Genomic DNA, 23,053 nt, shown 5'->3' with positions numbered 1-23,053 from the left:
CATGCCTCGTCTGTTAGTTGGAGGTGAAGAAATGGATTATATTGATCAATCAGAATTGGCAGTTAGCCAGCAACCTGCTATTGATGTGTTAATGAAGTTAGGCTACACGTATTTAACACCGGAAGAAGCGGAACAGCAACGCAAAAGTATATATGATGTATTGCTTTTGGACGTGTTAGAAGGTCAATTGCGACGACTGAATGAATTTGAATACAATGACAAAACCTATTCTTTCAGCAATGCAAATATCCATCAAGCCATCGAAGATTTAGATGAGAATTTGACAGATGGCTTAGTTAAAACTAATGAGAAAATCTATGAAACAATTATGTTAGGTCGGAGTTATTCAGAGACTCTGCCCGATGGTTCAAAAAAATCATTTACTATTCAATACATTGATTGGGAAAAACCTGAACACAATCAATATCATGTGACAGAGGAATTCAGAGTGGAACGTCGGGATGGAAAAGACACCATACGTGTTGATTTAGTGTTATTCATAAACGGTATCCCTTTCGTCACAATCGAATGTAAACGTGCATCTATACCTGTTTCAGAAGGTATTAGTCAGACGATTCGAAATCAAAAGCCTGATTATGCGCCTCAATTGTTTAAGTTTATTCAGCTCGTTTTATCGACTAATAAGAATGAGGTGAAGTATGCAACATGCAATACACCAGCAAAGTTTTGGTCGGTTTGGAAAGAGGAAGATTCCGAATTGCTAGATACCGAACTGGTTCGGACAGTAAAAGGACGTCTTCCGACTGAACAAGACAAAAACTTGATTTCGCTCTGCCACCCTGAGCGTCTCATCGACTTTACGCGATACTTTGTCATCTTTGATAAAGACGTTAAAAAGGTGGCAAGATATCAACAATATTATGCCATCAAAGAAATCATCAAGACAATCGAAGAACGTGATGAAAATGGCAACCGTCAAAGCGGTGTCATTTGGCATACTCAGGGGTCTGGTAAATCACTAACTATGGTGATGTTAGCCAAGTATATTTTGTCCGAATTGATGAAGCACAACCCTAAAGTGGTTGTTGTGACGGATAGAATAGACTTGGATAAACAAATCCACAAGACGTTTAATCATTCGAGATTAAAAGCCAGCCGAGCTCGAACAGGGCGACATTTGGTTGAATTAATCAATGACAATAAAGCGGACGTCGTCACAACGTTAGTTCATAAATTCGATACAGCGGTTAATAACCAAGAACCGATTAAATCACAAGACATCTTTGTCTTAGTTGATGAATCGCACAGAAGTCAATATGGTGAACTGAACATTAAGATGCAAAAGCTTTTCCCTAATGCTTCTTATCTCGGATTTACAGGCACGCCATTGTTAAAAAAAGAGAAAAGCACGATGATAAAATTTGGTAAACTCATTCATAAATATACGATTGCGGATGGAGTAGAAGATAAAGCCATCTTACCGTTGTTATACGAAGGGCGTATGGTGGAACAAACCGTTAATCAAAAAGCGATCGACAATCGTTTAAACATGATTACACGTCATCTGAATCAAGAACAGAAAGATCAAGTGATGAAGAAGTGGAGTAGGTTTGAACACATTGCTTCCTCAAACCAACGAATCAGTTTGATTGCTTATGATATTAACGACCACTTCCTACGTAATTACAAAACAAAAGGGTCTGGTTTTAAAGGAATGCTTGCAACGAATAGCAAGATTGAAGCTATTCGCTATTTAGAAGCTTTTGAAGAGTTGGGAGACTTAAATTGTGCCGTTGTCATCTCTCCTCCCGATCAACGCGAAGGTCACGAAGCCGTCGATCAAGAGTCTCAAGATATGATTCAGCAATTCTGGAAACGAATGATGGATCGCTATGGCGATGCAGATAAGTATGAGGATGGCATTAAAGATGAATTTACTCATGGGGATGATATAGATATCCTCATAGTAGTAGACAAGCTTTTAACGGGTTTTGATGCACCAAGAGCAACGGTGCTTTATATCGACAAAATGCTTAAAGAGCATAACTTATTGCAGGCTATTGCACGTGTGAATCGCTTATATGAAGGTAAAGATTATGGCGTCATCATTGATTACCGTGGGCTTCTTGAGAAACTCGATGAGGCGATGGAGATGTATTCTGGTTCAGGCTTGGATAACTTTGATCCGGAAGACCTTAACGGAGCTTTACACGATGTTGTATCAATTATCGGAAAGATTCGTCAAAGTCACTCGGATTTGTGGGATATCTTTGCTCCAGTTAAGAATAAAAAAGATGGAGAAGAATACGAGGTCTTATTGGCAGATGATGAGATTCGGACAGATTTTTATGATATCTTAAGTCAATTTGGTCGTAATATGGCGATAGCGTTAGAGTCCGAACGGGTCTACGATGCTTTAGGTGAAGAAGAGCTATCAAAATATAAACGGGAGCTGAAGTTCTTTCAAGAGTTACGTCGAAGTGTGAAACGTCGTTATTCAGATGATATCGATCATAAAGAGTATGAAGCGAAAATGCAAAAGCTTATGGATCAGTACATCTCTTCCGAAGATATGATGCAAATTACCAACCCTGTCGACATTTTGGATAGGAAAGGTTTTGAAGAAGAAATGGAACGGCTGGGCTCCAAGCGTGCGAAAGCTGATGCGATTCGGACACGGATGACGCGGAGCATCAATGAAAAATATGAAGAAAACCCAGCGTATTACAAGAAGTTCTCTGAGCGCATCAGAGAAACTTTAGATGCTTATAAAGAAAAACGAATCACAGAAGCGGAATATTGGCAGCAAATGAACAAACTAAAAGAAGAATACCAAGTTGGATCGTCTGATGAAAATTATCCTGAAGCAGTTCGCGGGAATGGTACTGCTCAAGCATTTTACGGTGTCACCAAAGATATTATGGAAGAAGTAAATGAAACTATGCCGTCTTATAACGTTGTCGGGGACTTAGCAAAAGAGATGAACGGGGTAGTAAATAACCACGCTAAGGTAGATTGGCAGAATAATACAGACGTTCACAACAAAATTGAGCAAGAAATCGATGACTTACTCTTCGATTTTGCTGAAAAACATGGGGTTAAGCTTTCTTACGATGAAATCGACAAGATCATTGATCAGGTTAAAACAATTGCCATTAGACGATATAACAATTAGAAAAGGACGACTCTCATGGAAAAACATCAAATCGAACACAACAATAAAACAATTACATTCTTTATTGAGCGCAAAGATGTTAAAAACGTCAATGTGAATATTAAACCTGATATGACTGTTGTGGTCTCCGCAAATAACCGAGTTCCAATAGATTTTATTGAAGGATTGATTCGAAAGAAGGCTCCGTGGATTTTAAAAAATGTTAAAGGGTTTGAGAAGGTGCAGCCAGAGCGAAGAAGTGAACGTGAATACGTAAGTGGTGAAAGCTTCAAATATCTCGGAAAACAATATCGCTTGGGGGTTTATGCAGTTGACCAACAAAAAGATGAAGGGGTAAAGTATCTGCGAGGGTATCTTCACCTCTATGTTAAAAATTTGCAAGATAAGATAAGGAAGAAGAACTTACTTGAACAATGGTTACGTCATCGTGCTCAGATTGTTTTTCATGAACAACTTGAAAAAGCGTATAAGAAGGTTGGCAAATACAACATAGACAAACCTGAAATATCTATCCGAACGATGAAAGTGCGTTGGGGTTCAGCTCTCTTAGATAAACAAATGATTCAATTGAACTCTGAATTAATTAAGGCTCCTAAATCTTGTATTGAATACGTGATTCTGCATGAGCTTATACACTTTATTCACAATAACCATTCGGAGACTTTTTATACGATGTTAGACGTTTCTATGCCTGATTGGGAGGATAGAAAGCGAATACTGGATGAAGAGATAGTGAAAGAGCTATGACGTTAACAAGAGAGCTTGAATTGTAAATTGTGTTAAGAAAAAATCAATATAACTAACTTACATCATGAGGCAGCTAACTACAAGGGTATAGAGCTGTCTTCTTTTTATAAAAAAATCAATGGAGGAATGAAAAATGACTAAAAAAAGAATTTTTATTAGCTTTGCTATGGAGGATAAGACTTTACGAGATTTTTTGGTTGGGCAGGGGAGAAATGACAAATCTCCATTTGAATTTGTCGATATGTCTGTCAAAAAACCATGGGATTCAGCTTGGAAAACAAATTGCAGAACGAGAATTAAGGGGTGCGATGGGGTAATTGCTATTGTTACAAAAAATACGAAACAGGCTGATGGTCAGCTTTGGGAAATAAAATGTGCAAGGCAAGAGGGTGTTCCTGTTAGAGGAATTTGGGGGAATGCAGATAACAAAACTTCTAATTTGCCTGATGAATTGAAAGGAGTAAAGGTCGTTTATTGGAATTGGGAAAATATTAGTTCGTGGATTAAAAAATTATAAAGTGAAATGGAGAGATAAGCATGAAAAAAGCATTAGTTGTTGGTATAAATGATTATCCTACTGCACCACTAAATGGCTGTGTAAATGATGCAACTGCACTTAAGAATGTAATTGAAACTAATGGGGATGGCTCTCCCAACTTTGATGTTCGATTATGTACAGATGTACAGACTAAAGCAGATTTGAAACGATTAATCACTGAATTGTTTCAAGGTGATAGTGAAACTGCACTGTTCTATTTTTCGGGTCACGGTTATATTGATGATATTGGTGGTTACATTGTTACGCCCGATGCTAAAGAACATGATTACGGGGTTTCCATGGATGAAATTCTAAGTATTGCAAATGAGTCAGAGACTAAAAACAAAATCATCATCCTTGACTGTTGTCATTCTGGTGCAATGGGGACCCCAAAAACCAGTGGAGGAGTTTCATCCCAGATAGTAGAAGGAGTCACAATTCTAACAGCAAGTAAAGATAGTGAACCTTCATTTGAGATTGATGGGCAGGGTATTTTTACATCATTGTTACTGGATGCACTGAAAGGCGGAGCGGCTGACCTTAGTGGATATATAACGCCAGGGAGTATTTATGCATATATTGATCAATCACTTGGACCATGGGATCAAAGACCAGTATTCAAAACGAATATATCAAAGTTTACATCCTTAAAATCTGTTGTCCCTCAAGTGCCTACTTCGATAATAAGGAATTTGGCTAAGTATTTCCCACAACCTGAACAAGAATATCAATTAGACCCATCCTATGAAGAAATGAATAGCCCTGATGTTGAGGTTGAATTAAAGAAACCCTATGCAGAAGAAGAGAATGTCAGGATCTTCAATGATCTTCAAAAACTTGAAAGTGTGGGACTCGTTGTTCCAGTTGATGAAGAACACATGTATTTTGCTGCAATGAACTCAAAATCATGTAAACTTACTGCATTAGGATTTCATTATTGGAGACTTGTAAAAGATAAAAGAATTTAAAATCGTTAGTAGTGATTTTTAAAACAACTGTCAACTGATGAAAAGGCATTCAAGTAGAAGTTGGATGCTTAAGAAAATGGAAGAGTCATAAGGGACAACTGGCCTTTTTATTTGGTTTCATTGCTATCTTAGGAAAAGCTAAGGGAAGATTCTCCTGCTTCATTGAATCAGAAGAACGGTCCCCTTGTTTTATTTTGGATGATTCTATATAAAGAAAAGCACACAAAAAATTGGGAATCCAGTGTGTTTTTCAGAGGCCTTTCATATTGAAAAGATACTTTTTATTCAGGCGTAACAGCTATAAATTCGTCAATAGTTTCAGGGGTATTTTTACCTTCTTTTCCTTTGAAAAGGTCCAAATTAACGGTTACATCCATACAGCCAAAGTATTTTCCATTTTCATCACGTACCGCCATGAACTCTTGGTAGATTTGCCCGGTTTCTTCACCGGAGCGTTTTGGAAACCAAAATTCCCAATCGTCACGTGCTCCTGAACGGAAATCATTCAATAACTTTTCAACGTGGTGAGCCGCTTTTGGGTGAAGCTCAAGCACATTGCGACCAATCGCTTCTTTACGGCGACCATGTACGCGGTCTAGATTATTTGAATACCAGCGGAAAATATCATTGGCATCACAAAAGCCCATTTCAAATGGCAAAAGGTTGATGATTGAATCCAAAGTACTTGCTTTGACCGCACCGGTTTCAAAGTTAATGACAGCTTCAGGACTAATTAACTCAGACAATTTATCTCTAAACATCTAGAACTCCCCTTTATGCATTCTCCCTCTATAAGAAGAATGTAATAGTAAAAATCTATTTTCAGGTGATTATTATCTAACTCATAAATAATGATAGCATTATTATGGATAGCGAATTGTGATTTATATCACAAAAGTTGATTTAGATAAAAACAAAAAACAACCATGGGTGAAGGATGATTTACTAAGGAACAAACAACAAATTAGAATCCATAGTAGACAAGAGACTTTTTAAGTGGCTTGGTTAAATAGAGGGCCCGATTCACAAGGTAATTAAAAACGCAGAGGTTTATTATCTTCTGTTTTTCCGCTTCTGGTGAGAATGCTAACTTTTCTCATTTTTGCAGTTGTTAAGTAAAGCTTGGCAACTGAGTCCTTTTCAATTGGCTAAAAGCAAAGGGACGGTTCTTTTGCTTCATGGAAGCAGAAGGACCGTCCCCTTGTTTTATGTATAACTGTAAAAAGTCCCCCAATTTTCTTGTCTGGAAAGTTGAGGATAGGTGGACATGAAGTTAATGATTATTGGAGCATAATCCAGTTTGGGGTGTGCATTGAAAAGAAGCCTATCACCGTATCGGATAGCTGTTAATGCCAGAGGTAATTCACGCCTGAATATTTCATTTCGTTTTTCTGATACATGGAGGTCATGCTCTCCTTGATCAATATATAGATAGACACAATAATGCAAGTGATCTCCATTTACTCTCCATTCAGCTAATACCTCATTTCGCATAGGATTGATTTTATCCCAGGCATAATGCTTTCCAATTGATAAAAATAGCTCACCCGCAGTATCAGAGTGAGTCAATGTGTACAACCTCGGAGTGACAGGTGCTGTGAGAGAAATGCCATTATTGAATTCCACAAATAATTTATCTGGTTTGAATTCGCTCAAGCGATCATCTCCAAACTTTTTAAAAGAACATTATGCTGATATTCTTTTATCCATGCATGCTTTACCATTAAAAATCCATAAAATAAAGGGCACCCCGATAACAGGTGCCCTTCCAGTAATAACTTATTTTGTAACTGTGCCCGCATCTGCCGGGTGAACGCCATGGCGGTAAAATTCTTTATACTCCGGATCCAATGGTTTTTTTCCAATGATAATATCTGCTGCTTTTTCCGCCAGCATCAACACCGGTGCATGAATATTCCCGTTTGTGGTAGATGGCATAGCAGATGCATCTACTACCCGTACGTTGTCCAGTCCATGAACTTTCATGGTCTCCGGGTCTACCACTGCCATCGGGTCGGAGGCAGGTCCCATTTTTGCCGTGCATGATGGGTGAAGTGCTGTTTCCGCGTCTCTCGTTACCCATTCTAAAATTTCCTCATTTGTTTGAACAGAAGGACCAGGTGAAATTTCACCCGTACTGTAAGGTGTTAACGCTGGCTGAGAGAGGATCTCTCGTGAAACGCGTATAGCTTCAATCCACTCTTGTCGATCCTCTTCGGTAGATAAATAGTTACATACGATGCTTGGATGCTCGAAAGGGTTACGTGAGCGGATTTTCAGGCTTCCTCTGGAGTTGGAATACATCGGTCCGACGTGTACCTGGAATCCATGCTTTGTATCCGCCTTTTGTCCATCATAGCGAACCGCGAGCGGAAGGAAATGGAACATCAAATTCGGATAATCAACTTCTTCATTCGAACGGACGAACCCGCCACCTTCAAAATGGTTCGATGCTGCCGGTCCCTTACGTCCAAGTAGCCACTGCAGGCCAATCCAAGGCATTTTAGCTTTATTTAAGCTAGGTTGTTCTGAAACTGGCTGTGGACAAGCATGCTGAATGTATACTTCGAGGTGATCCTCAAGGTTTTCACCTACGCCTGGCAAATCAAGAACCGGGTCAATGCCAAGTGAGCGTAAATGGTCAGCGTCTCCCACTCCAGACAATTGTAATAACTGCGGCGTGTTGAAAGCACCACCAGAAAGAATCACTTCTCCCGCGTTGACATGATAGGTTTTACCGTTCTTTTGGTAGGTTACACTCTGCGCCTTGGTACCATTGAAATTGATACTTGTCACAAAAGCACGAGTCTTTACGGTAAGGTTTTTGCGTTTCATTGCCGGACGTAAATATGCGCGTGAAGCAGAGACACGTCTTCCGTTATGCACTTGGCTGTCGAATGGGCCAAAGCCTTCTTGACGGAACCCGTTCACATCGGGTGTTCTGGTATAACCAGCCTCAACAGCTGCATCGAAAAAGGCTTGAAATAAAGGATTTGTTGCAGGTCCGCGCTTTAACTTAATCGGACCATCATGGCCGCGGTACTCATCCGATGAATCAGATCCAAATGCTGTCTCCAGTCGTTTAAAGTACGGAAGGCAATGGGCAAAATCCCAAGTTTCCATGCCCGGGTCTGATCCCCACTTATCATAGTCCATTGGGTTGCCGCGTTGATAGATCATGCCATTTATGGAACTTGATCCGCCAAGAACTTTCCCCCTGGCATGTGCCACACGACGTCCATTCATATACGGCTCTTCATCTGTGGAATAAATCCAGTCATAGAAGCGATTGCCCGATGGGAACATCAACGCTGCGGGCATTTGAATAAATAAGTCCCAAAAGTAATCACTGCGCCCCGCTTCCAGAACAAGAACACTGCTATTCTCATCTGCACTTAGACGGTTTCCGAGCACAGAACCTGCGCTACCTCCGCCAATAATTACATAATCGTATGTTTGATTCATATAAAATACCTCCATAAAAATTTTCAATGGAATACAGCCTACAAAGGAAGTTGAAAGCATTCATCAAAAGCGTCCGAAGTTTCATTTAGTTGAACGAATTCAGTAATCCAGCAAACTGTTTCATTTTTTAACTCTATTAGTTATGTTTATTTAAACTTGTAAATCCGGAAGTAATCTACTTCTGGAGCTTTACAAGTCACTGGTTGGTACGAACTCAATATAGCTCTAAACCTTGTTGTTAAAGAAGGCTTAGAGCTATTGATTAAAAAATAAAGATTCACACCAGGATTATTTAAACCAATTAACAGGTGCAGGTTGTTTGTTACGATAAATATGCTTAACTTCGGTATATTCATCCATACCTTCACGACCAAGTTCACGGCCAATACCTGATTGCTTATACCCGCCCCATGGCGCTTGTGCAAAATAAGGATGGAAGTCATTGATCCAAACGGTACCCATGCGTAAGCGTGCCGCAACGAATTCAGCCTTACTCAAATCCTGCGTCCAGACGGCTCCAGCCAAACCATAAATCGTATCGTTCGCAAGTTTGACAGCTTCCTCTTTGGTCTTGAAGGTTTCTACGGTTAATACAGGCCCGAATACTTCTTCCTGGACGATGCGCATATCGCTTGTACAGTTTGTGAATATGGTAGGTAAATAGAAAAAGCCGTTTTGCAGTTCGGGATCATCAGGACGCTTTCCGCCGACAACTAGTTTGGCTCCTTCTTTTTTGCCTATTTCCACATAGTTTTCAACTTTCGCACGGTGTTCTGCAGAAATCATTGGGCCGCTTTGTGTGTTTTCATCAAAACCATTGCCTAATTTGATGTGTTTCGTCCGTTCAATGAGTGCTTCAACAAATTCATCATGGATGCTTTCTTCGATTAAAAGCCTGGATCCAGCAGAGCAAACTTGTCCTGCGTGGAAGAATACAGCATTTAACGCCTGATCAACTGCCGTTTCAAAGTCCGCATCGGCAAACACGATATTCGGATTCTTTCCGCCTAACTCAAGTGCGATTTTTTTCATATTATGACTTGCTGCCTGCATGATTGTTTTTCCGGTTTCAATACCACCGGTGAATGAAATTAAATCAACGTCATTGCTCGTTGATAATTCTGCACCGGCAGATGCCCCGGAACCAAGCACTAAGTTGGCTACACCCTTTGGAATGCCAACCTCTTCGATTAGTTCAAAGACTTTAACGGTTGTTAATGGTGTAATCTCACTCGGTTTCATAACAATGGTGTTACCTGCTGCCAACGCCGGTGCAATCTTCCATGCGGCTTGTAATAAAGGATAGTTCCATGGTGTGATTTGACCACAGACACCGACGGGCTCACGAACAACTTTACTTTCACTGTTAGGTATCGGTGATGAAATGACTTCACCGCCATCTTTATCTGCCAAACCACCGAAATAAAGAAAAACATTGGCGATGTCAGCCATATCAGCACGGCTTTCTTCGACTGTTTTCCCTGTATCCAATGTCTCCAATTCAGCCAGTTCTTGCAGGTCTCGGCGGATCAACGTACCTATTCGAGAAACGAGCTCACCACGTTCACTGGAAGGTAATGTGCTCCAGCTACCTTCATCAAATGCCACCCTTGCTGCTTGAATAGCTGCTCGAGTATCTTCTTCATTTCCCTCAGCAGCAGTTGCAATGACTTCTTGATTATACGGGTTGATGATATCTCGTGTTTCTCCAGACTGGGCGTTGACCCACTCACCATTTATATACATTCTTTGTAAGCTCAAATCATCACTCCTTAACTATAATTATATTGTTAAATTTGTTAAATAAAAATTAAACATTGTTAATGTAGTTATCGTATCAGTACTTTTATTTACTTGTCAAACTGGGAAACAATGCGAATTTGTTCTTTCCCTGTTAAATCAACAAGAAAGCAAGATGAACGAAATATTCGGATTTGACAAAACAAAATCTTTCGTTAACCTAGTACATATAGTAAAAAACATTTAAAAAAAATTAAATGTATTTATTTTATTTAATGAAAAGGGGGCGAAATTAGTAATTAATGCTATCTAAAAGCACTTTTGGCAAAAGTGTGTGTTTCTCATTGGATGTTTGCCAAAAATAATATATATCAGAAAGGTGTTTGACAATTTATGAGTTTTCGCAGAATGAGTCAATTAATTTTATTTACTATCTCACTTACTGTATTGGCAGCTTGCGGTTCAACTAGCGGAAGTGACGGTTCGGATAGTTCAACAGGCGATTCGAATGAAAGCAAAGACCCAATCACGATTGGCCAGATTAATTGGCCTGAGAATATTGCAGTCACAAGTTTGTGGAAGACTATTTTGGAAGAGAAAGGTTATGACGTGGAGTTAAAACTTCTTGATATGGGTCCTCAGATGGCCGCTTTAGCCTCAGGAGATTTAGATGTGGCGCCGGAAATTTGGTTGCCGGTGCAAGATAAAAATTACTATGAACAGTATAAAGACGAAGTGAATTTTTTCGAAGACCCGTGGTATGAACATGGGAAAGTAGGATTGGCCGTTCCAACGTATATGGAAGATATAAACAGCATTAAAGATTTAAATGAACACAAAGAAAAATTCGATGGCAAAATAATAGGTTTTGAGTCCGGGGCAGGAACAATGCTGGTAACACAAGACGTAATCAAGGAATACGGGCTTGATTATGAACTGGTAGCGAGCAGTACGGCAGCAATGATTTCATCTATTAAGGAAGCAGTTGAAGATAAAGAACCTATCGTGGCACCGCTATGGAAACCACATTATGTGTTTTCTGAAGTGGACTTAAAGTTCCTGGAAGATCCGAAGAAAACGTTTGGTGGAGTAGAAAAAATTTATATGGCAACCCGCGATGGGTTTGACTCAGACTATGAGAAAGTCAATAAATGGTTGAAAAACTTTAAATTAAGTGACAAGCAACTTGGTGAATTAATGATTAACATTAAAGAAAACAAAGATAACCCTATTAAAGGTGCAGAAAAATGGGTGGAAGAAAATCAGGATGTAATTAACAAGTGGATGAAGTAAACATAATGGAAAGAGACGATATCCCAATTTATTGGAGAATCGTCTTTTTTCTATGAAGAATGAAACTTTCGCCAGGTAGTTTATAGGGGAAGTTGCATCTTAGTCATATTAATAATAAACTAAAAGAAACATTTAATACATTATTAATTAATTTAACAGGAAAAACGCTCGATTTAACGATAAGTATAAATTATGGTAGACATTATAAAAAGACTTACGCATTCGCTATAAGACGAGGCGAATGCCTGGCTTTTCTAATCCACCAAAAAGAGGTGCCACAATGGAAGAAAATCGGAAAAATTTAATTAATGAAAAAGCCGAAGAGAAAATTGCCCAGGCTGAAAATATGATGGTTAATACAATCTCAGAAACGATGGACCTTTATGGTGTTACCCCTTCAGTTGGACGTCTGTACGCAACAATGTATTTTCAACATCAGCCAATGACCCTCGATGAAATGAAAGAAGCCCTTGGTATGAGTAAACCCAGCATGAGTACATCTGTTAGAAAGCTTCAAGAGATCAATATCGTTCAAAAGGTATGGCAGAAAGGCTCGAGAAAAGATTCATTTATGGCTGAAAAAAATTTCTTCAATTACTTCTCCCAATTTTTTGGGATGAAATGGGAACGCGAAGTGAGTATGTTTTTGGTAAGTATTAAGAAGGCTCAAGAACAACTCCAAGAGGTGATTGAAGATAGTGAAATAGAAGAAGCATTACAAGAAAGAGCCAAGCTGCATTATCAACAACTTGACGATGCCCTGATCTATTATCATTGGTTGGAAAAGCTCACCAAACTTACTAAATCTGGTGAAATATATAATTATATACCTGTAGAAGTTGAAGGTGAAAGGGATTAGATATAATATAGACTTCGGTTATGCTTTAAAGATCACTATCGACCCGAATTCCGTGTATCCCTTGCGGAAAGATATGACATCAAAGTCTATGGCTCTTATGCGCCATTACGCCAAAGTAATGAGCAGGATTTCATCTTTATTAGAGAGTTGAACGGAGAAAAGATGATGGTAATGAGAAACTTCGCGGAAAAACAGCTGGACTTTGAAATGTCTGCTTAGTTGAAAAACCCGCTGGAAAGTGAACTGCTGATTGGCATAACATGAGTTACGGAGACTTCACTCTCCAATCGTATGAGGCAATGGTTTATAAAATAACAATGAAGAAGCCGATCTGGTGAGGTCGGTTTTTCTTGTGGTCTTAGCTATTGTGCAAATTACTTAGATTAACCAGTTAGCAAAAGGACGTGCAAAACTGAAGGAAAAATATCTGAAGCGGCTCAGCACCTATGCAAAAATCTAATTGTTGAAGTTGCTAATGAAAAGCACCAGAGAATATGAGCGATGCAGAAATGGAAGAAGTTAAACAGAAGGAAGGCGAACGGATTATCTCCAACATTAAGCAGGATACATACGTGGCGACGCTCGAGATTAACGGTAAAATGCTTAGCTCCGAACAGCTTGCAACCTATAGGAAAAGTAAAGTATCTTTCGTGATTGGCGGGTCGCTTGGGATAAGTGAAGACGTTCAGAAACACAGTGACCTGGCATTGTCTTTTTCGAAGATGACATTTCCACATCAGGTTATGCGGCTGATATTGTTAGAGCAGGTTTATCGTGGATTTCGGATTAATCGGGGGGGACCTTACCATAAATAGTGATAAGACAACTAGTGGAACTGTAAATTGATCAAGAATGGCTTAAGCAAGGGGATGGTTCTTCGCTTCCATGAAGCGATAGAACAGTCCCTTTGCTTCGTAAACAATAGAATAATTTTACTTAAAATCGCTTAATTAGTGTGTTTCTTTTTTGTTTAACATGTACTAGGACAAACTACTTGTTTCATACCCTTGTACTATTCAGGGGGTGGAAATTGTGGGGGATAAAAATCACTTGTATTTTGGTGATAATCTTTCTGTTTTGAGAAGAGACATTAAAAGTGAATCTATTGACTTAGTGTACTTAGATCCACCATTCAACAGTGATAGAGACTATAATCAAATTTTTACAAATAAGCAAGGAGATAAAGCCTCTGCACAAATAAAAGTGTTTGAAGATACGTGGCATTGGAATAATGAAGCGGAAAAATTATTTTTAGAAACAATTGAATATTACAGCAATAGCCTTGTATCAAATTTTTTAATATCAATGCGACAATTTCTTGGCACTAATAAGATGATGGCATATCTGACAATGATGGCGCCTAGATTATTAGAATTATATAGAGTTTTAAAACCGGATGGGGTTTTATTCTTACATTGCGATCCTTCATCTGCTCACTATTTAAAACTTTTACTAGATGCTGTATTCGGCTTTAGGAATTTTGAAAATGAAATAATCTGGTGTTATAGACAAGGAGGCAGAGGGAAGAGAAATTTTGCAAAAAAACATGATACACTTTTCTTTTATGCTAAGAACGATAATTACACCTTTAATTCTGATGAGATTAGAATTCCTTATAATGGAACAGGAGGTTACGTCAATAATAATAACGGAAACGTTGTAAATGGGAAAAGATATAAACCAAATCCAAAAGGAAAAATACCGGAAGATTGGTGGGATATTCCAGCTCTGACACCTACTTCTAAAGAACGAGTGGGTTTTCCTACTCAAAAGCCAGTTGCTCTATTAGAGAGAATTATATTAGCTACTACTGATGAAGATGATGTAATCCTGGATCCTTTCTGTGGTTGTGGTACTGCAATCGTAGCAGCACAAAGGCTGAAAAGGAAATGGATTGGGATTGATGTTACTCATATAGCTATACATACAATTAAAGAACGATTAAATAATGAGTTTGGATTCCTTAATGATTATAAAGTTGATGGTGAACCGATAGATATAGATGGTGCTAGAGAATTAGCCTCTAACAATAGATTTCAATTTCAGGTATGGGCAGTTTCTTTATTAGGGATAGATTATAAAAGTGATTTTAACTCACTTAAAAAGGGTGCTGATGGAGGTGTTGATGGAGTTAGGTATTTTCAAAATGGGGAAATTGGTAATCTTAAAAAGTGTATTATTCAAGTTAAAAGTGGAAAAGTTAGTGTTAAAGATATAAGGGAATTTGATTCAGTTATAAAAAGAGAAAGTGCAGAACTAGGTGTATTTTTAACTCTTAAACAACCTACTAAACCTATGATTAATGAGGCAGCTAGTGCTGGTTTTTTTACTAATTATCGTGGAATTGAGTATCCCGTGATTGGAATTGTAGAAGTAAAGGATTTATTAACTCATAAAATAAAACCACATAATATTTTTCCAGATTAGTTTTTCAAATAAACTGGTCGGTATTATGCGGACGGTTCTCTATAGCTAAATACGAATGTGGTTTTAATTAAGGTGAAGCATACGCTTATCAGAGGAGATAACATCTTTGTTAGTCTATCTTCTTTACCCCTAGCATATAGTTTTATAAGAAAAAGGGAAATGAGAGATATGGTGTTCCTAATAGAGTGGATCAGGTATGTGGTTTCTAAAGTTGGATAGAATGATTAATGATATCATATAAATCGTTAATTAACTAAAATTGACCTTTTATTAACAAAAAAGCTATAATGGAGGTAAGAGAGGTGAAAATGATGACTTTGACGATTTTTGAAGAAACAGAAAAAGACATTGAAAATGCTTATAAGTCACAAAATAAACCTAAGATTGAAAAAGAGACAAGCTATGTGTTAAGCCAAATTATCGTCATCATGTTAGGGACTTTTAAGGAACGCCTAAAAGAAATCGCCTTTGACACGACTTACCTTCATTTCAATGAGCAATACATTTTATCAGACAAAAACCGTCTAGCCTTACTAGAATGGTTAAAACGTTTGATGTTGCTTAGTACACCAACCAGTGATTTGGAATTCGGAAAGCTCAAGCTGGATTTAGAGAACTGGTACTATCAAATTAGTGGCCAAGATATTGATTTCGAGTATCGAGAGAACTATTTGATCAAACCAAAGCAAGCAGCAGTACTTCTAGGTGTATCTAATGTGACATTGAACAAGTATATGAAACAGGGTTTCGAACATATAGATACGTCTTCTCATAATAAGATTCCAAAGCATGCAGTAGATCTTTGGAAGGATCCAGTTTATTGTGTTAAGATGCAATACCTCTATCAAGAGAAGAAGCGATTACGTCAAACACCGGAAGAACGTTTGAGTGAGACTTATAAAGAGCTGATGCAATACAAAAAGAAATATAAGACACCAAATATTGAAGAAGCCTTTGAAGGAGTAGACATTGATGCGATAGATGACCCTTCAGATTATTATGAGTGGCGGGATCTGTTAGAAGAAGAAGAGGAGTTAACCAATCAACTTATAGGAGAGAAGGATATTGAGTAGAGAGACGGAAAAAATCCTTCTCCCTGCTAACATTCCAGAGATATTAGAGAAATATGCTGACTTATTCTGCAACTATCCGCAATTACCACCTAAGGACTCAATATATGGCAGTTATAAGCGGACTAATAATAAGTTATCGGTACTGTTTCCGCTAATTGAACATCCAGTACACGGGAAGACAGGACTACATGCAACTGAAAAATATGAAGCTGGCTTTGTCATAGAGTACCATTATCAATGGAAAATTATCATCCCCAAAATGGGAAAGTTCTATCATCATATTTCGGCGTGGGAAAACGAACCGCACGCTGCACCGTGGACCCCGGAGAAATATAAAGTTGAATCAGAACCCCATCATCACCATCATGTACCTGGTAATAGGGGGCAGCGAAAGGAAAATTGGGACATCTTGACCTTAGATGATGCCTTTTCTTTCGTTTCTCGTTACATACGCACCGGTGAAGAGTATAAGCCATAGAGGACTTCGAACGTTGTAGGAGTTCTCTTTTTATTTGTTCAACCCAAACTTTATCTATAAAAAAACACCTTAAGGTTCTCTTTCTGATCTCTAACTTTTATTTCAATAGGATTAAAAAAAGAGCCCTAACCAATCGATTAAGACTCCTTGTATATTCTAATCACTTATATACTCTAAATTCCACTCAGCGTCCTCCGCAATCAATCCTTTTTTCACATTCAAATCAATGGCTTCCTGCACATACACTTCCGCATTAGAGCTGGTACGATTATAACCGAGCTGTTTAGAGATCGCCCGGACTAAATCAGCTTTTGGCAGTCGGAGTGCTGTCTTCATAATCTGGATTACGCCATTGGCATACTCAATCTTGCTAATGTCCTGTAGTGCTCTGCGATGACGGTTTTTAACTCGAAAGTCGTTGTAGGAAGTGAACTGTTCTTTGTCTCGCCATAAGAAATTTCCTTTTTCTTCAGTAGTTTCATAAATCATTAATCCGGTTAATGCTTCCTGTATTACTTTTTCGAGCTTTGCACCACTTCTGGAGAATCCCCACGCATTTATGATTTCTTTGGTTAACCTTGAAAAACTTACAGGGGCTTCTTTATCAATAATCTTTTTGATCTGTCCCTGGATTACTGGTTTACCTTCGTAAGAGTAGAAGTAATCGTTAGGCAAAGCCACATCTTCTAAAATTGCCGGCTCATAAAAGCTTGCTTGCTGTTTCTCTTCTACAGGCATCGCCAGGCCACTAATTTTTTCGTGGATTGACTCTTGTTCTTTAACAGGCTGGGCTTCTGTCTCTTTCTTTGTCTTAGCACTATTCTTTTCGGCTTCCTGTAGTTGTGCAAGCAGATCCTCTATCTGTTTTTCTTCATTGTGCCACCATTCAACTGACCAGACTTTGATAATATGCCATCCCAGTCGGCCCAGCATAAGGTCTCCCTGTTTATTACGGTCCCGGGTAGTCGTAAAATCAGCATAGCGATGCCCATCCACCTGTATGGCAGCAAGGTATTCCCCGTTACTTTTACGATCTACTACCGCTAAGTCTACTTTAAAATCACTGTTCCCTACATTTGTCGCCACTTGATAACCGTTCTGCTGTAGAGCCTCTTTTATTTTTGGAATAATGACGTTGGAATTTGCCCGTTTGCTGTTTACCTGGTTTTCAATATCGGTGGGTATCTTACCTCTTTTGGCAAACTCCATAAATGCTTTTAGACTATGCACCCCCTCAGCCTTCGTGCGAGAGAGGTTGATTTTATCTGGCTCCATTGATGCGAAAATCACCATTTCTTTTTTCGCGCGAGAAACTGCGACATTTAGCCGGCGCCAGCCACCATCACGATTTAACGGTCCGAAGTTCAAGGTCATGTGTCCTGTATAGTCAGGGCCATAGCCAACCGTGAACAGAATAATGTCACGCTCGTCACCCTGTACATTCTCCAAGTTCTTAACAAAGACTGGTTCCTCTACCTCGTCAGTAAAATACTTCTCCAGGGAGGCATCTTGTCTAAGCCGTTCATCAATCATATCTTCAATCAACGTTTGCTGCGGCTGACTGAATGTAACTACTCCAATACTCTCATGTTGCTTCTCCGGATTGCTCAGCCGTGAAAAGATATCGTTGACTATCGCCTCTGCCTCAAGCTTGTTTTGCTTGGTCTTACCACGGTCGTAAACACCTTCAACATTTTTAAATGATACTCTAGAAGCCATATCATCTATAGATGGGAAGGTTACCAATTTCTTTTCATAGAAGTGATTGTTTGAAAAAGAAATTAAACTCTCGTGTTCACTTCGATAATGCCACCTCAAGTGCTTCTGCGGTAGTTGTACTGCAAGGCTATCATCAAGAACGCTCTCAAGATCCTGTAAATCAAAGTTTTCCTCTTCCTGTTTAGTCCCAAAGAAGTTCGTTGGCGGCAACTGTTTGGGATCGCCAACCACGATGACATTCTTGCCTCTACCCATTGCACCGATTGCTTCGCTCGTTGGTAACTGAGACGCCTCATCGAAAATGACCAGGTCGAATTTAGGAAATGATGGGTCCAGATATTGAGCAACAGATAATGGGCTCATCAGCATACAAGGTTTAATTTTAGGCAACAGATTTTTTATCCTGTCAAATAACTGCCGGATGGCGATGCCTCGTCCTTTACCCTTGATTGCCTTGGCTAGGATACCTGGTTCAGAGCTTTGAATAGTACTATTCATTAAGTCAGGTACGCGGCCCATTAGCTTCACATATACTTCAAGTTTAGTAAGCTCACTAAGTTCATCATCAGAGGTATGAAATTTATCAAGCTTATTCTCAAAACTTGCCTTCGAGAACTGGGATAGTTGTTCTCTTGCTGAGATTTCTCCGTCTATCCTGAGGCGATAAAATCCATATAAATAGGAGGATAGAAGCTCATCGTATTGCAGACTACCGGACAGATAAGGTTTCGTTACATTCTCCAACCCAAATTCTTCAGCTTCCTTAATAACGCTGGCCAGCTTACAGTTATCTTTAAGATTCGGTAAGGCGTCAATCAGGAGAGCAGCTTTGTCTCTGCTATAAGCCGCCCATTCTGCTTTATCACGTTCATAAAGGTTTTCAGCAACCAATTCTTTCTCAACTTTATCCCAGTGTCCCATGATTACTTCATAGCCTTCTGTATAACTATTTATTTGTTCTTTTACCTGGGCAGTAGATAGGCTTTGTTTATTGGCCTGCAGACTCTTGGCAAAATTAAAGAGCATTTCCTGTGATGGTTGCAACTCATTGATAGCAGTGCGGACATCTTCCATCCATTGGACAGCTTCCTCTATTCCATTCCAATCTCCTTTTCCCTCATTCCACAGATTAGGGAAGTGCCGTTTCATCAGATCATCATTCTGTCTTAAGAGCTCTTTCTTTTCCTGAATATCCCGGATAGCTGTTATAATGGTCTCCAGCTCATCTGTTTCAATTTTATCTTTTGTTTTCAGGAATTTCTTAAGCTCCTTCTTAATCTTCCCTTTCTCCAGCTTTTCTTTAATGAACCAGCTGTTCTCAGCTAATCTGAAGTCCTGGAGCAGCCCCTCTGCATCAACTTTTATGATTGAATCATCAAAACGTTCTTCCAGCTTGCCGGTTGCTTCATCGTGCTCTTGCCCCACAGTAATGACTTCTTTGATTTCTCTTTTCACCCTGTCAAACTGGTCATCACCAATAAGCTCTATTTCAGCAGTAGGTATCTCTTGTAATAAGGGAATAATCTTATAGATGAACAAGTGCCAGCTATGATCCTTGAGGTCATGTGATATCCCTATTTCAGCTAAACTCCTATCCAGCTGAAGAAGTTTTTCAGTATTCGACTCAATAGAGGATAATTCTTCCTTGATGGTATCCTGCAGAGCCAGTGAATAATTTGTTTGTTTAATTCCCAACCATGGGTTTTCTGTTACACTGCCACATGTCTCTCCGATAACTTCCAGATCTTCAATGGTTTGTTTAGTACGGCGTAATCTAACTTCGTCCATTTCCATAACTTTATCTCTATCAAACGCAATCATTTCTTTAGGTGCTGTCAGAGCGGAATAGGTTTCAATCATTTCAAAAATACTTTGGCCAAGTGAAGTAGTTTGGTGAAGTTCATACACATACTTATTTAACTCTTTTTTCAGAGCTTTAACTTCCTCAAACTTCTCACTCCAATTTGTACCTTTAACATTTCGCTGGGCCTCAAAAGAGTTCTCCAGCTGTTTAAGGATGTCTTTCTTTTGGCCTTTATTCGAGTATACTTCCAGGCAAAAGTCACCCAGTCCAATAGAGGCCAGTCGATTTTGTACGACATTTAAGGCTGCCATTTTTTCCGCAACAAAGAGAACAGTTTTTTCTGTTGCCAGTGCATGGGAGATCATATTGGTGATGGTTTGCGATTTACCCGATCCTGGAGGTCCATGCAGTACAAAACTGTTGTCCTCCCCGGTTGCCAGGATTGCCTCGGTCTGTGTGCTGTCAGAGCTTAAAGGTGCATATATTTTGGCCTCTTCATCTTCTTCCGTTGTCAGGGAGCCTGAGAAAGACTCATCCTGGTTACCGGTATAACTTCCTTTTAGCAGGCTTTTAACCACCTTGTTTTTCTTCAGTTCGTCTGAATGATTGACAAGGTCATTCCACATAACAAATTTAGAGAAAGAAAATACACCAATGCTGGCGGTTTCATCTACATCCCAGTTCTTCATTTGCATAATAATCCGTCTCATTGTTGTAAGTACTTTTCTCACATCTGCTCCATGTTCATCTTTTGGTATGTTGTAGAGCCTGGATGCATCAATACCAAACGTCTGCTTTAGATACTCAATCAGTGAAATATTAATTTGTATTTCCTCGTCGCGGGCCCTTATGTAGTAACCCTTTTTTGCGGAAAGACGTACAAGGTCTACGGGCAGAAGCAGAATAGGTGCATAACGCTCTTGGGAGTATGATTTAGGGTCATACCACTTTAAAAATCCCAGGGCAATAAATAACGAATTAGCTCCAGTCTCCTCAAGCGTATTTTTGGCTTTTCTGTACAGCTTGACGAGCTCTTTCTCCAATTTCGCTTCGGATAGAACCGACCTTAGCCTGTCATTTTTCATATCATCGGACAATATCTTGCTGGTCAGGAGTTCCTTTTGATCTCTAAAGTCTCTCACCTTATTACGCCACTCGTTTGGCAAGGGTTCGATAAAGACTTTTTTACCCATGGACAGAAAATCTTCTATCTGATCAAGCTTGGAGGTAACCACAGGGATTCCTTGTGTCTGAATGCGATAGTTCAATAGGTTGTTACGCAAACTCATATCAATTAATTTATTTTGCCAATACGTAATCTTATCTTCATGCTCATCTCTTTGATCTGGTGATTGCTCATCTTCCGGAATGATCTCTACCTTCTCAAAAGCAAAATTATCGTTAATCCGTACAGGCTCTTCCGGCTGAACAGCAACCTGAATGCTGGCCCCAACGCTGGTTTTTAAGGAGAGAGGTTTAATTTGTCCGATTCTGCTCCTATGTACGTCCACAAAAAAGTCGAAGTAATCGGGTTTGTTTAGACTGCTCTCTGCAGATTGAACCGCACTATTAAAGGTAGATATCTCATTGGTTAGTAGAGTGGATTCAACAACAACAATCTCATTAATCCCGCCAGCCATACTCTTAGTTAGTACACTCTTGTCATCCTGATAACTCTCTGCAGAAGCATATTCTCTCAACCAGAAAGCGGGATACGCGTGTCCACGGAAAAACACAATGAGCGGATGAATCCCTATTGCTTCTGCACATGCCGCATATAATAGCGCTAAGTCCAGACAGGTACCTAGCTTGTGTTCCTTTATCACGTCAGGAAAACGTATCTTTTGTCCCTGTGCCTCAAAGCTGGCAGGAGGGTTGGCATATGCAATCTCCTGAGCCTGAATGGCGGAATAGATGGCGGAAAGCTGCGCGATAACACGGTTAGGATCACCACTTTGATAACCATCCATTGCGTTGGTGTCGGTATTCTTCTGCATGATTCTGGACGCGTGTTTAATAATCTCCATCACAAAAGGACGATTAGGGGTGACAAAGCTTGAAATAATTTCTGGGATTACGTTTGAGCCCGGCCACGAATCGAATGACAGAATATCAACAGGTAAACTCTTCTGGTAAGCTTCCTTCTCACCGATTAAAATTCTAATGCTAAAATGCCCGGTCATACTTTCATCCAAATTACTAAGGTACTCCGCCGATAATTGAATATCTGGATGCAGTTCAATCGATTCTTCGGGATTTATTGCCTCAAGATGAAATGTTCTAGGATTGAAAAACGAAGGGTTAGAGGATAGTTCTATTTTAATATCGTTATGCTTCTCTTCACTAACATTCTCAATGGCTAAACGTTTAATAAATGGTACATGGTTCTGTTGAAGGGCAAAGCTAACCCTCTCATCATATTCAACTTCACAGGTTATTAATCTTTCCACAATATTACCCCCTTTTAAGCTACTCACATTTTATTAGGTCGTTCCTACTATTATAACAACTTCTTTTAATAATTTGTTCGAAAAAAGTAGAAAATTGTAAAAATACTTGTTAGTTTGTGGAATAGGGAATTAGAGAAGAACTTTATATAAGTATAACCAAGTAGGGTGTACATTAATGTGCAGGCCTTTTCTAATATTCTATACTAAGCTAGTCATTTTTTGGTTGCGACCATCCACTCATATTATTGAGAATGCCCTTGAATAATGAACAGATGAACATCAAAACGATAATTCATACAGGGTCACTGGAGTTCTTAAGGTGTAATGGCTAGAACTAATTGTCCTCTGACTGACAT

At 39.2% G+C, this 23,053-nt stretch carries 14 protein-coding genes and 1 pseudogene; 10 read left to right on the top strand and 5 right to left on the bottom strand.

Annotated features, from left to right (window positions below; all coding sequences use genetic code 11):
• Positions 1–31 precede the first annotated feature (31 nt).
• The 4 genes from ACFO3D_RS09125 to ACFO3D_RS09110 all read left to right on the top strand — a co-directional run bounded on the left by ACFO3D_RS09125 (position 32) and on the right by ACFO3D_RS09110 (position 5,389).
• Positions 32–3,136: a type I restriction endonuclease subunit R gene (locus tag ACFO3D_RS09125; RefSeq protein WP_390295026.1), complete on the top strand. Its 3,105-nt coding sequence runs from the start codon at positions 32–34 to the stop codon at positions 3,134–3,136.
• A 15-nt stretch (positions 3,137–3,151) separates the two neighbouring features.
• Positions 3,152–3,883 carry a M48 family metallopeptidase gene (locus ACFO3D_RS09120; protein WP_390295024.1) on the top strand — a complete coding sequence of 244 codons (732 nt, stop codon included), beginning with the start codon at positions 3,152–3,154 and terminating at the stop codon, positions 3,881–3,883.
• Positions 3,884–4,016: 133 nt separating this feature from the next.
• Positions 4,017–4,400 carry a TIR domain-containing protein gene (locus tag ACFO3D_RS09115; RefSeq protein WP_390295022.1) on the top strand — a complete coding sequence of 128 codons (384 nt, stop codon included), beginning with the start codon at positions 4,017–4,019 and terminating at the stop codon, positions 4,398–4,400.
• A 20-nt stretch (positions 4,401–4,420) separates the two neighbouring features.
• Positions 4,421–5,389, top strand: a complete 969-nt coding sequence (locus tag ACFO3D_RS09110; RefSeq protein WP_390295020.1) for a caspase family protein — start codon at positions 4,421–4,423, stop codon at positions 5,387–5,389.
• A 281-nt stretch (positions 5,390–5,670) separates the two neighbouring features.
• Here ACFO3D_RS09110 and ACFO3D_RS09105 read toward each other — a convergent pair whose 3' ends face one another.
• From ACFO3D_RS09105 to betB, 4 genes are all read right to left on the bottom strand, one after another.
• Positions 5,671–6,150 carry a PAS domain-containing protein gene (locus ACFO3D_RS09105; RefSeq protein WP_390295018.1) on the bottom strand — a complete coding sequence of 160 codons (480 nt, stop codon included), beginning with the start codon at positions 6,148–6,150 and terminating at the stop codon, positions 5,671–5,673.
• 445 nt (positions 6,151–6,595) lie between these two features.
• Positions 6,596–7,045, bottom strand: a complete 450-nt coding sequence (locus tag ACFO3D_RS09100) for a staygreen family protein (protein WP_390295016.1) — start codon at positions 7,043–7,045, stop codon at positions 6,596–6,598.
• Positions 7,046–7,168: 123 nt separating this feature from the next.
• Positions 7,169–8,854 (bottom strand): choline dehydrogenase, encoded by a 1,686-nt coding sequence (gene betA, locus ACFO3D_RS09095; protein ID WP_390295014.1) that lies wholly within the window; start codon positions 8,852–8,854, stop codon positions 7,169–7,171.
• Between the two features lie 288 nt (positions 8,855–9,142).
• On the bottom strand, positions 9,143–10,600 hold the full coding sequence (betB, locus tag ACFO3D_RS09090) for a betaine-aldehyde dehydrogenase (RefSeq protein WP_390295509.1): 1,458 nt from the start codon (positions 10,598–10,600) through the stop codon (positions 9,143–9,145).
• A 402-nt stretch (positions 10,601–11,002) separates the two neighbouring features.
• On the opposite strand from betB, the gene ACFO3D_RS09085 reads away from it, so the two are divergent.
• The 6 genes and pseudogenes from ACFO3D_RS09085 to ACFO3D_RS09060 all read left to right on the top strand — a co-directional run bounded on the left by ACFO3D_RS09085 (position 11,003) and on the right by ACFO3D_RS09060 (position 16,724).
• A complete protein-coding gene (locus tag ACFO3D_RS09085) occupies positions 11,003–11,887 on the top strand; it encodes a glycine betaine ABC transporter substrate-binding protein (protein WP_390295012.1) in 885 nt (294 codons plus the stop codon).
• Positions 11,888–12,167: 280 nt separating this feature from the next.
• Positions 12,168–12,746 carry a choline uptake/conversion transcriptional regulator CudC gene (gene cudC / locus ACFO3D_RS09080; protein ID WP_390295010.1) on the top strand — a complete coding sequence of 193 codons (579 nt, stop codon included), beginning with the start codon at positions 12,168–12,170 and terminating at the stop codon, positions 12,744–12,746.
• 382 nt (positions 12,747–13,128) lie between these two features.
• Positions 13,129–13,561: pseudogene (gene rlmH / locus ACFO3D_RS09075) on the top strand (23S rRNA (pseudouridine(1915)-N(3))-methyltransferase RlmH).
• Positions 13,562–13,778: 217 nt separating this feature from the next.
• Entirely contained in the window at positions 13,779–15,173 is a 1,395-nt protein-coding gene (locus ACFO3D_RS09070; RefSeq protein ID WP_390295008.1) for a DNA methyltransferase, read from the top strand.
• A 308-nt stretch (positions 15,174–15,481) separates the two neighbouring features.
• Positions 15,482–16,246 (top strand): DNA-binding protein, encoded by a 765-nt coding sequence (locus ACFO3D_RS09065; RefSeq protein WP_390295507.1) that lies wholly within the window; start codon positions 15,482–15,484, stop codon positions 16,244–16,246.
• On the top strand, positions 16,239–16,724 hold the full coding sequence (locus ACFO3D_RS09060; protein WP_390295006.1) for a hypothetical protein: 486 nt from the start codon (positions 16,239–16,241) through the stop codon (positions 16,722–16,724). The genes ACFO3D_RS09065 and ACFO3D_RS09060 overlap by 8 nt, the downstream gene beginning before the upstream one ends.
• 156 nt (positions 16,725–16,880) lie before the next feature.
• Here ACFO3D_RS09060 and ACFO3D_RS09055 read toward each other — a convergent pair whose 3' ends face one another.
• A complete protein-coding gene (locus tag ACFO3D_RS09055; protein WP_390295004.1) occupies positions 16,881–22,697 on the bottom strand; it encodes a DUF3320 domain-containing protein in 5,817 nt (1,938 codons plus the stop codon).
• Between the last annotated feature and the right edge of the window lie 356 nt (positions 22,698–23,053).

The organism is Virgibacillus kekensis (assembly GCF_042654125.1).
GTDB lineage: Bacteria > Bacillota > Bacilli > Bacillales > Amphibacillaceae > Lentibacillus > Lentibacillus kekensis.
The sequence above is the reverse complement of the archived record's forward strand: the minus strand, read 5'-3'. Positions and strand labels throughout refer to the sequence as shown.

Bases quoted from the DNA above. Each gene is read 5' to 3' on its own strand.
- betA (WP_390295014.1), bottom strand. From the start codon at position 8,854: ATGAATCAAACATACGATTATGTAATTATTGGCGGAGGTAGCGCAGGT.
- ACFO3D_RS09105 (WP_390295018.1), bottom strand. From the start codon at position 6,150: ATGTTTAGAGATAAATTGTCTGAGTTAATTAGTCCTGAAGCTGTCATT.
- ACFO3D_RS09085 (WP_390295012.1), top strand. From the start codon at position 11,003: ATGAGTCAATTAATTTTATTTACTATCTCACTTACTGTATTGGCAGCT.
- ACFO3D_RS09125 (WP_390295026.1), top strand. From the start codon at position 32: ATGGATTATATTGATCAATCAGAATTGGCAGTTAGCCAGCAACCTGCT.
- cudC (WP_390295010.1), top strand. From the start codon at position 12,168: ATGGAAGAAAATCGGAAAAATTTAATTAATGAAAAAGCCGAAGAGAAA.
- ACFO3D_RS09115 (WP_390295022.1), top strand. From the start codon at position 4,017: ATGACTAAAAAAAGAATTTTTATTAGCTTTGCTATGGAGGATAAGACT.
- ACFO3D_RS09110 (WP_390295020.1), top strand. From the start codon at position 4,421: ATGAAAAAAGCATTAGTTGTTGGTATAAATGATTATCCTACTGCACCA.
- ACFO3D_RS09065 (WP_390295507.1), top strand. From the start codon at position 15,482: ATGATGACTTTGACGATTTTTGAAGAAACAGAAAAAGACATTGAAAAT.
- betB (WP_390295509.1), bottom strand. From the start codon at position 10,600: ATGTATATAAATGGTGAGTGGGTCAACGCCCAGTCTGGAGAAACACGA.
- ACFO3D_RS09120 (WP_390295024.1), top strand. From the start codon at position 3,152: ATGGAAAAACATCAAATCGAACACAACAATAAAACAATTACATTCTTT.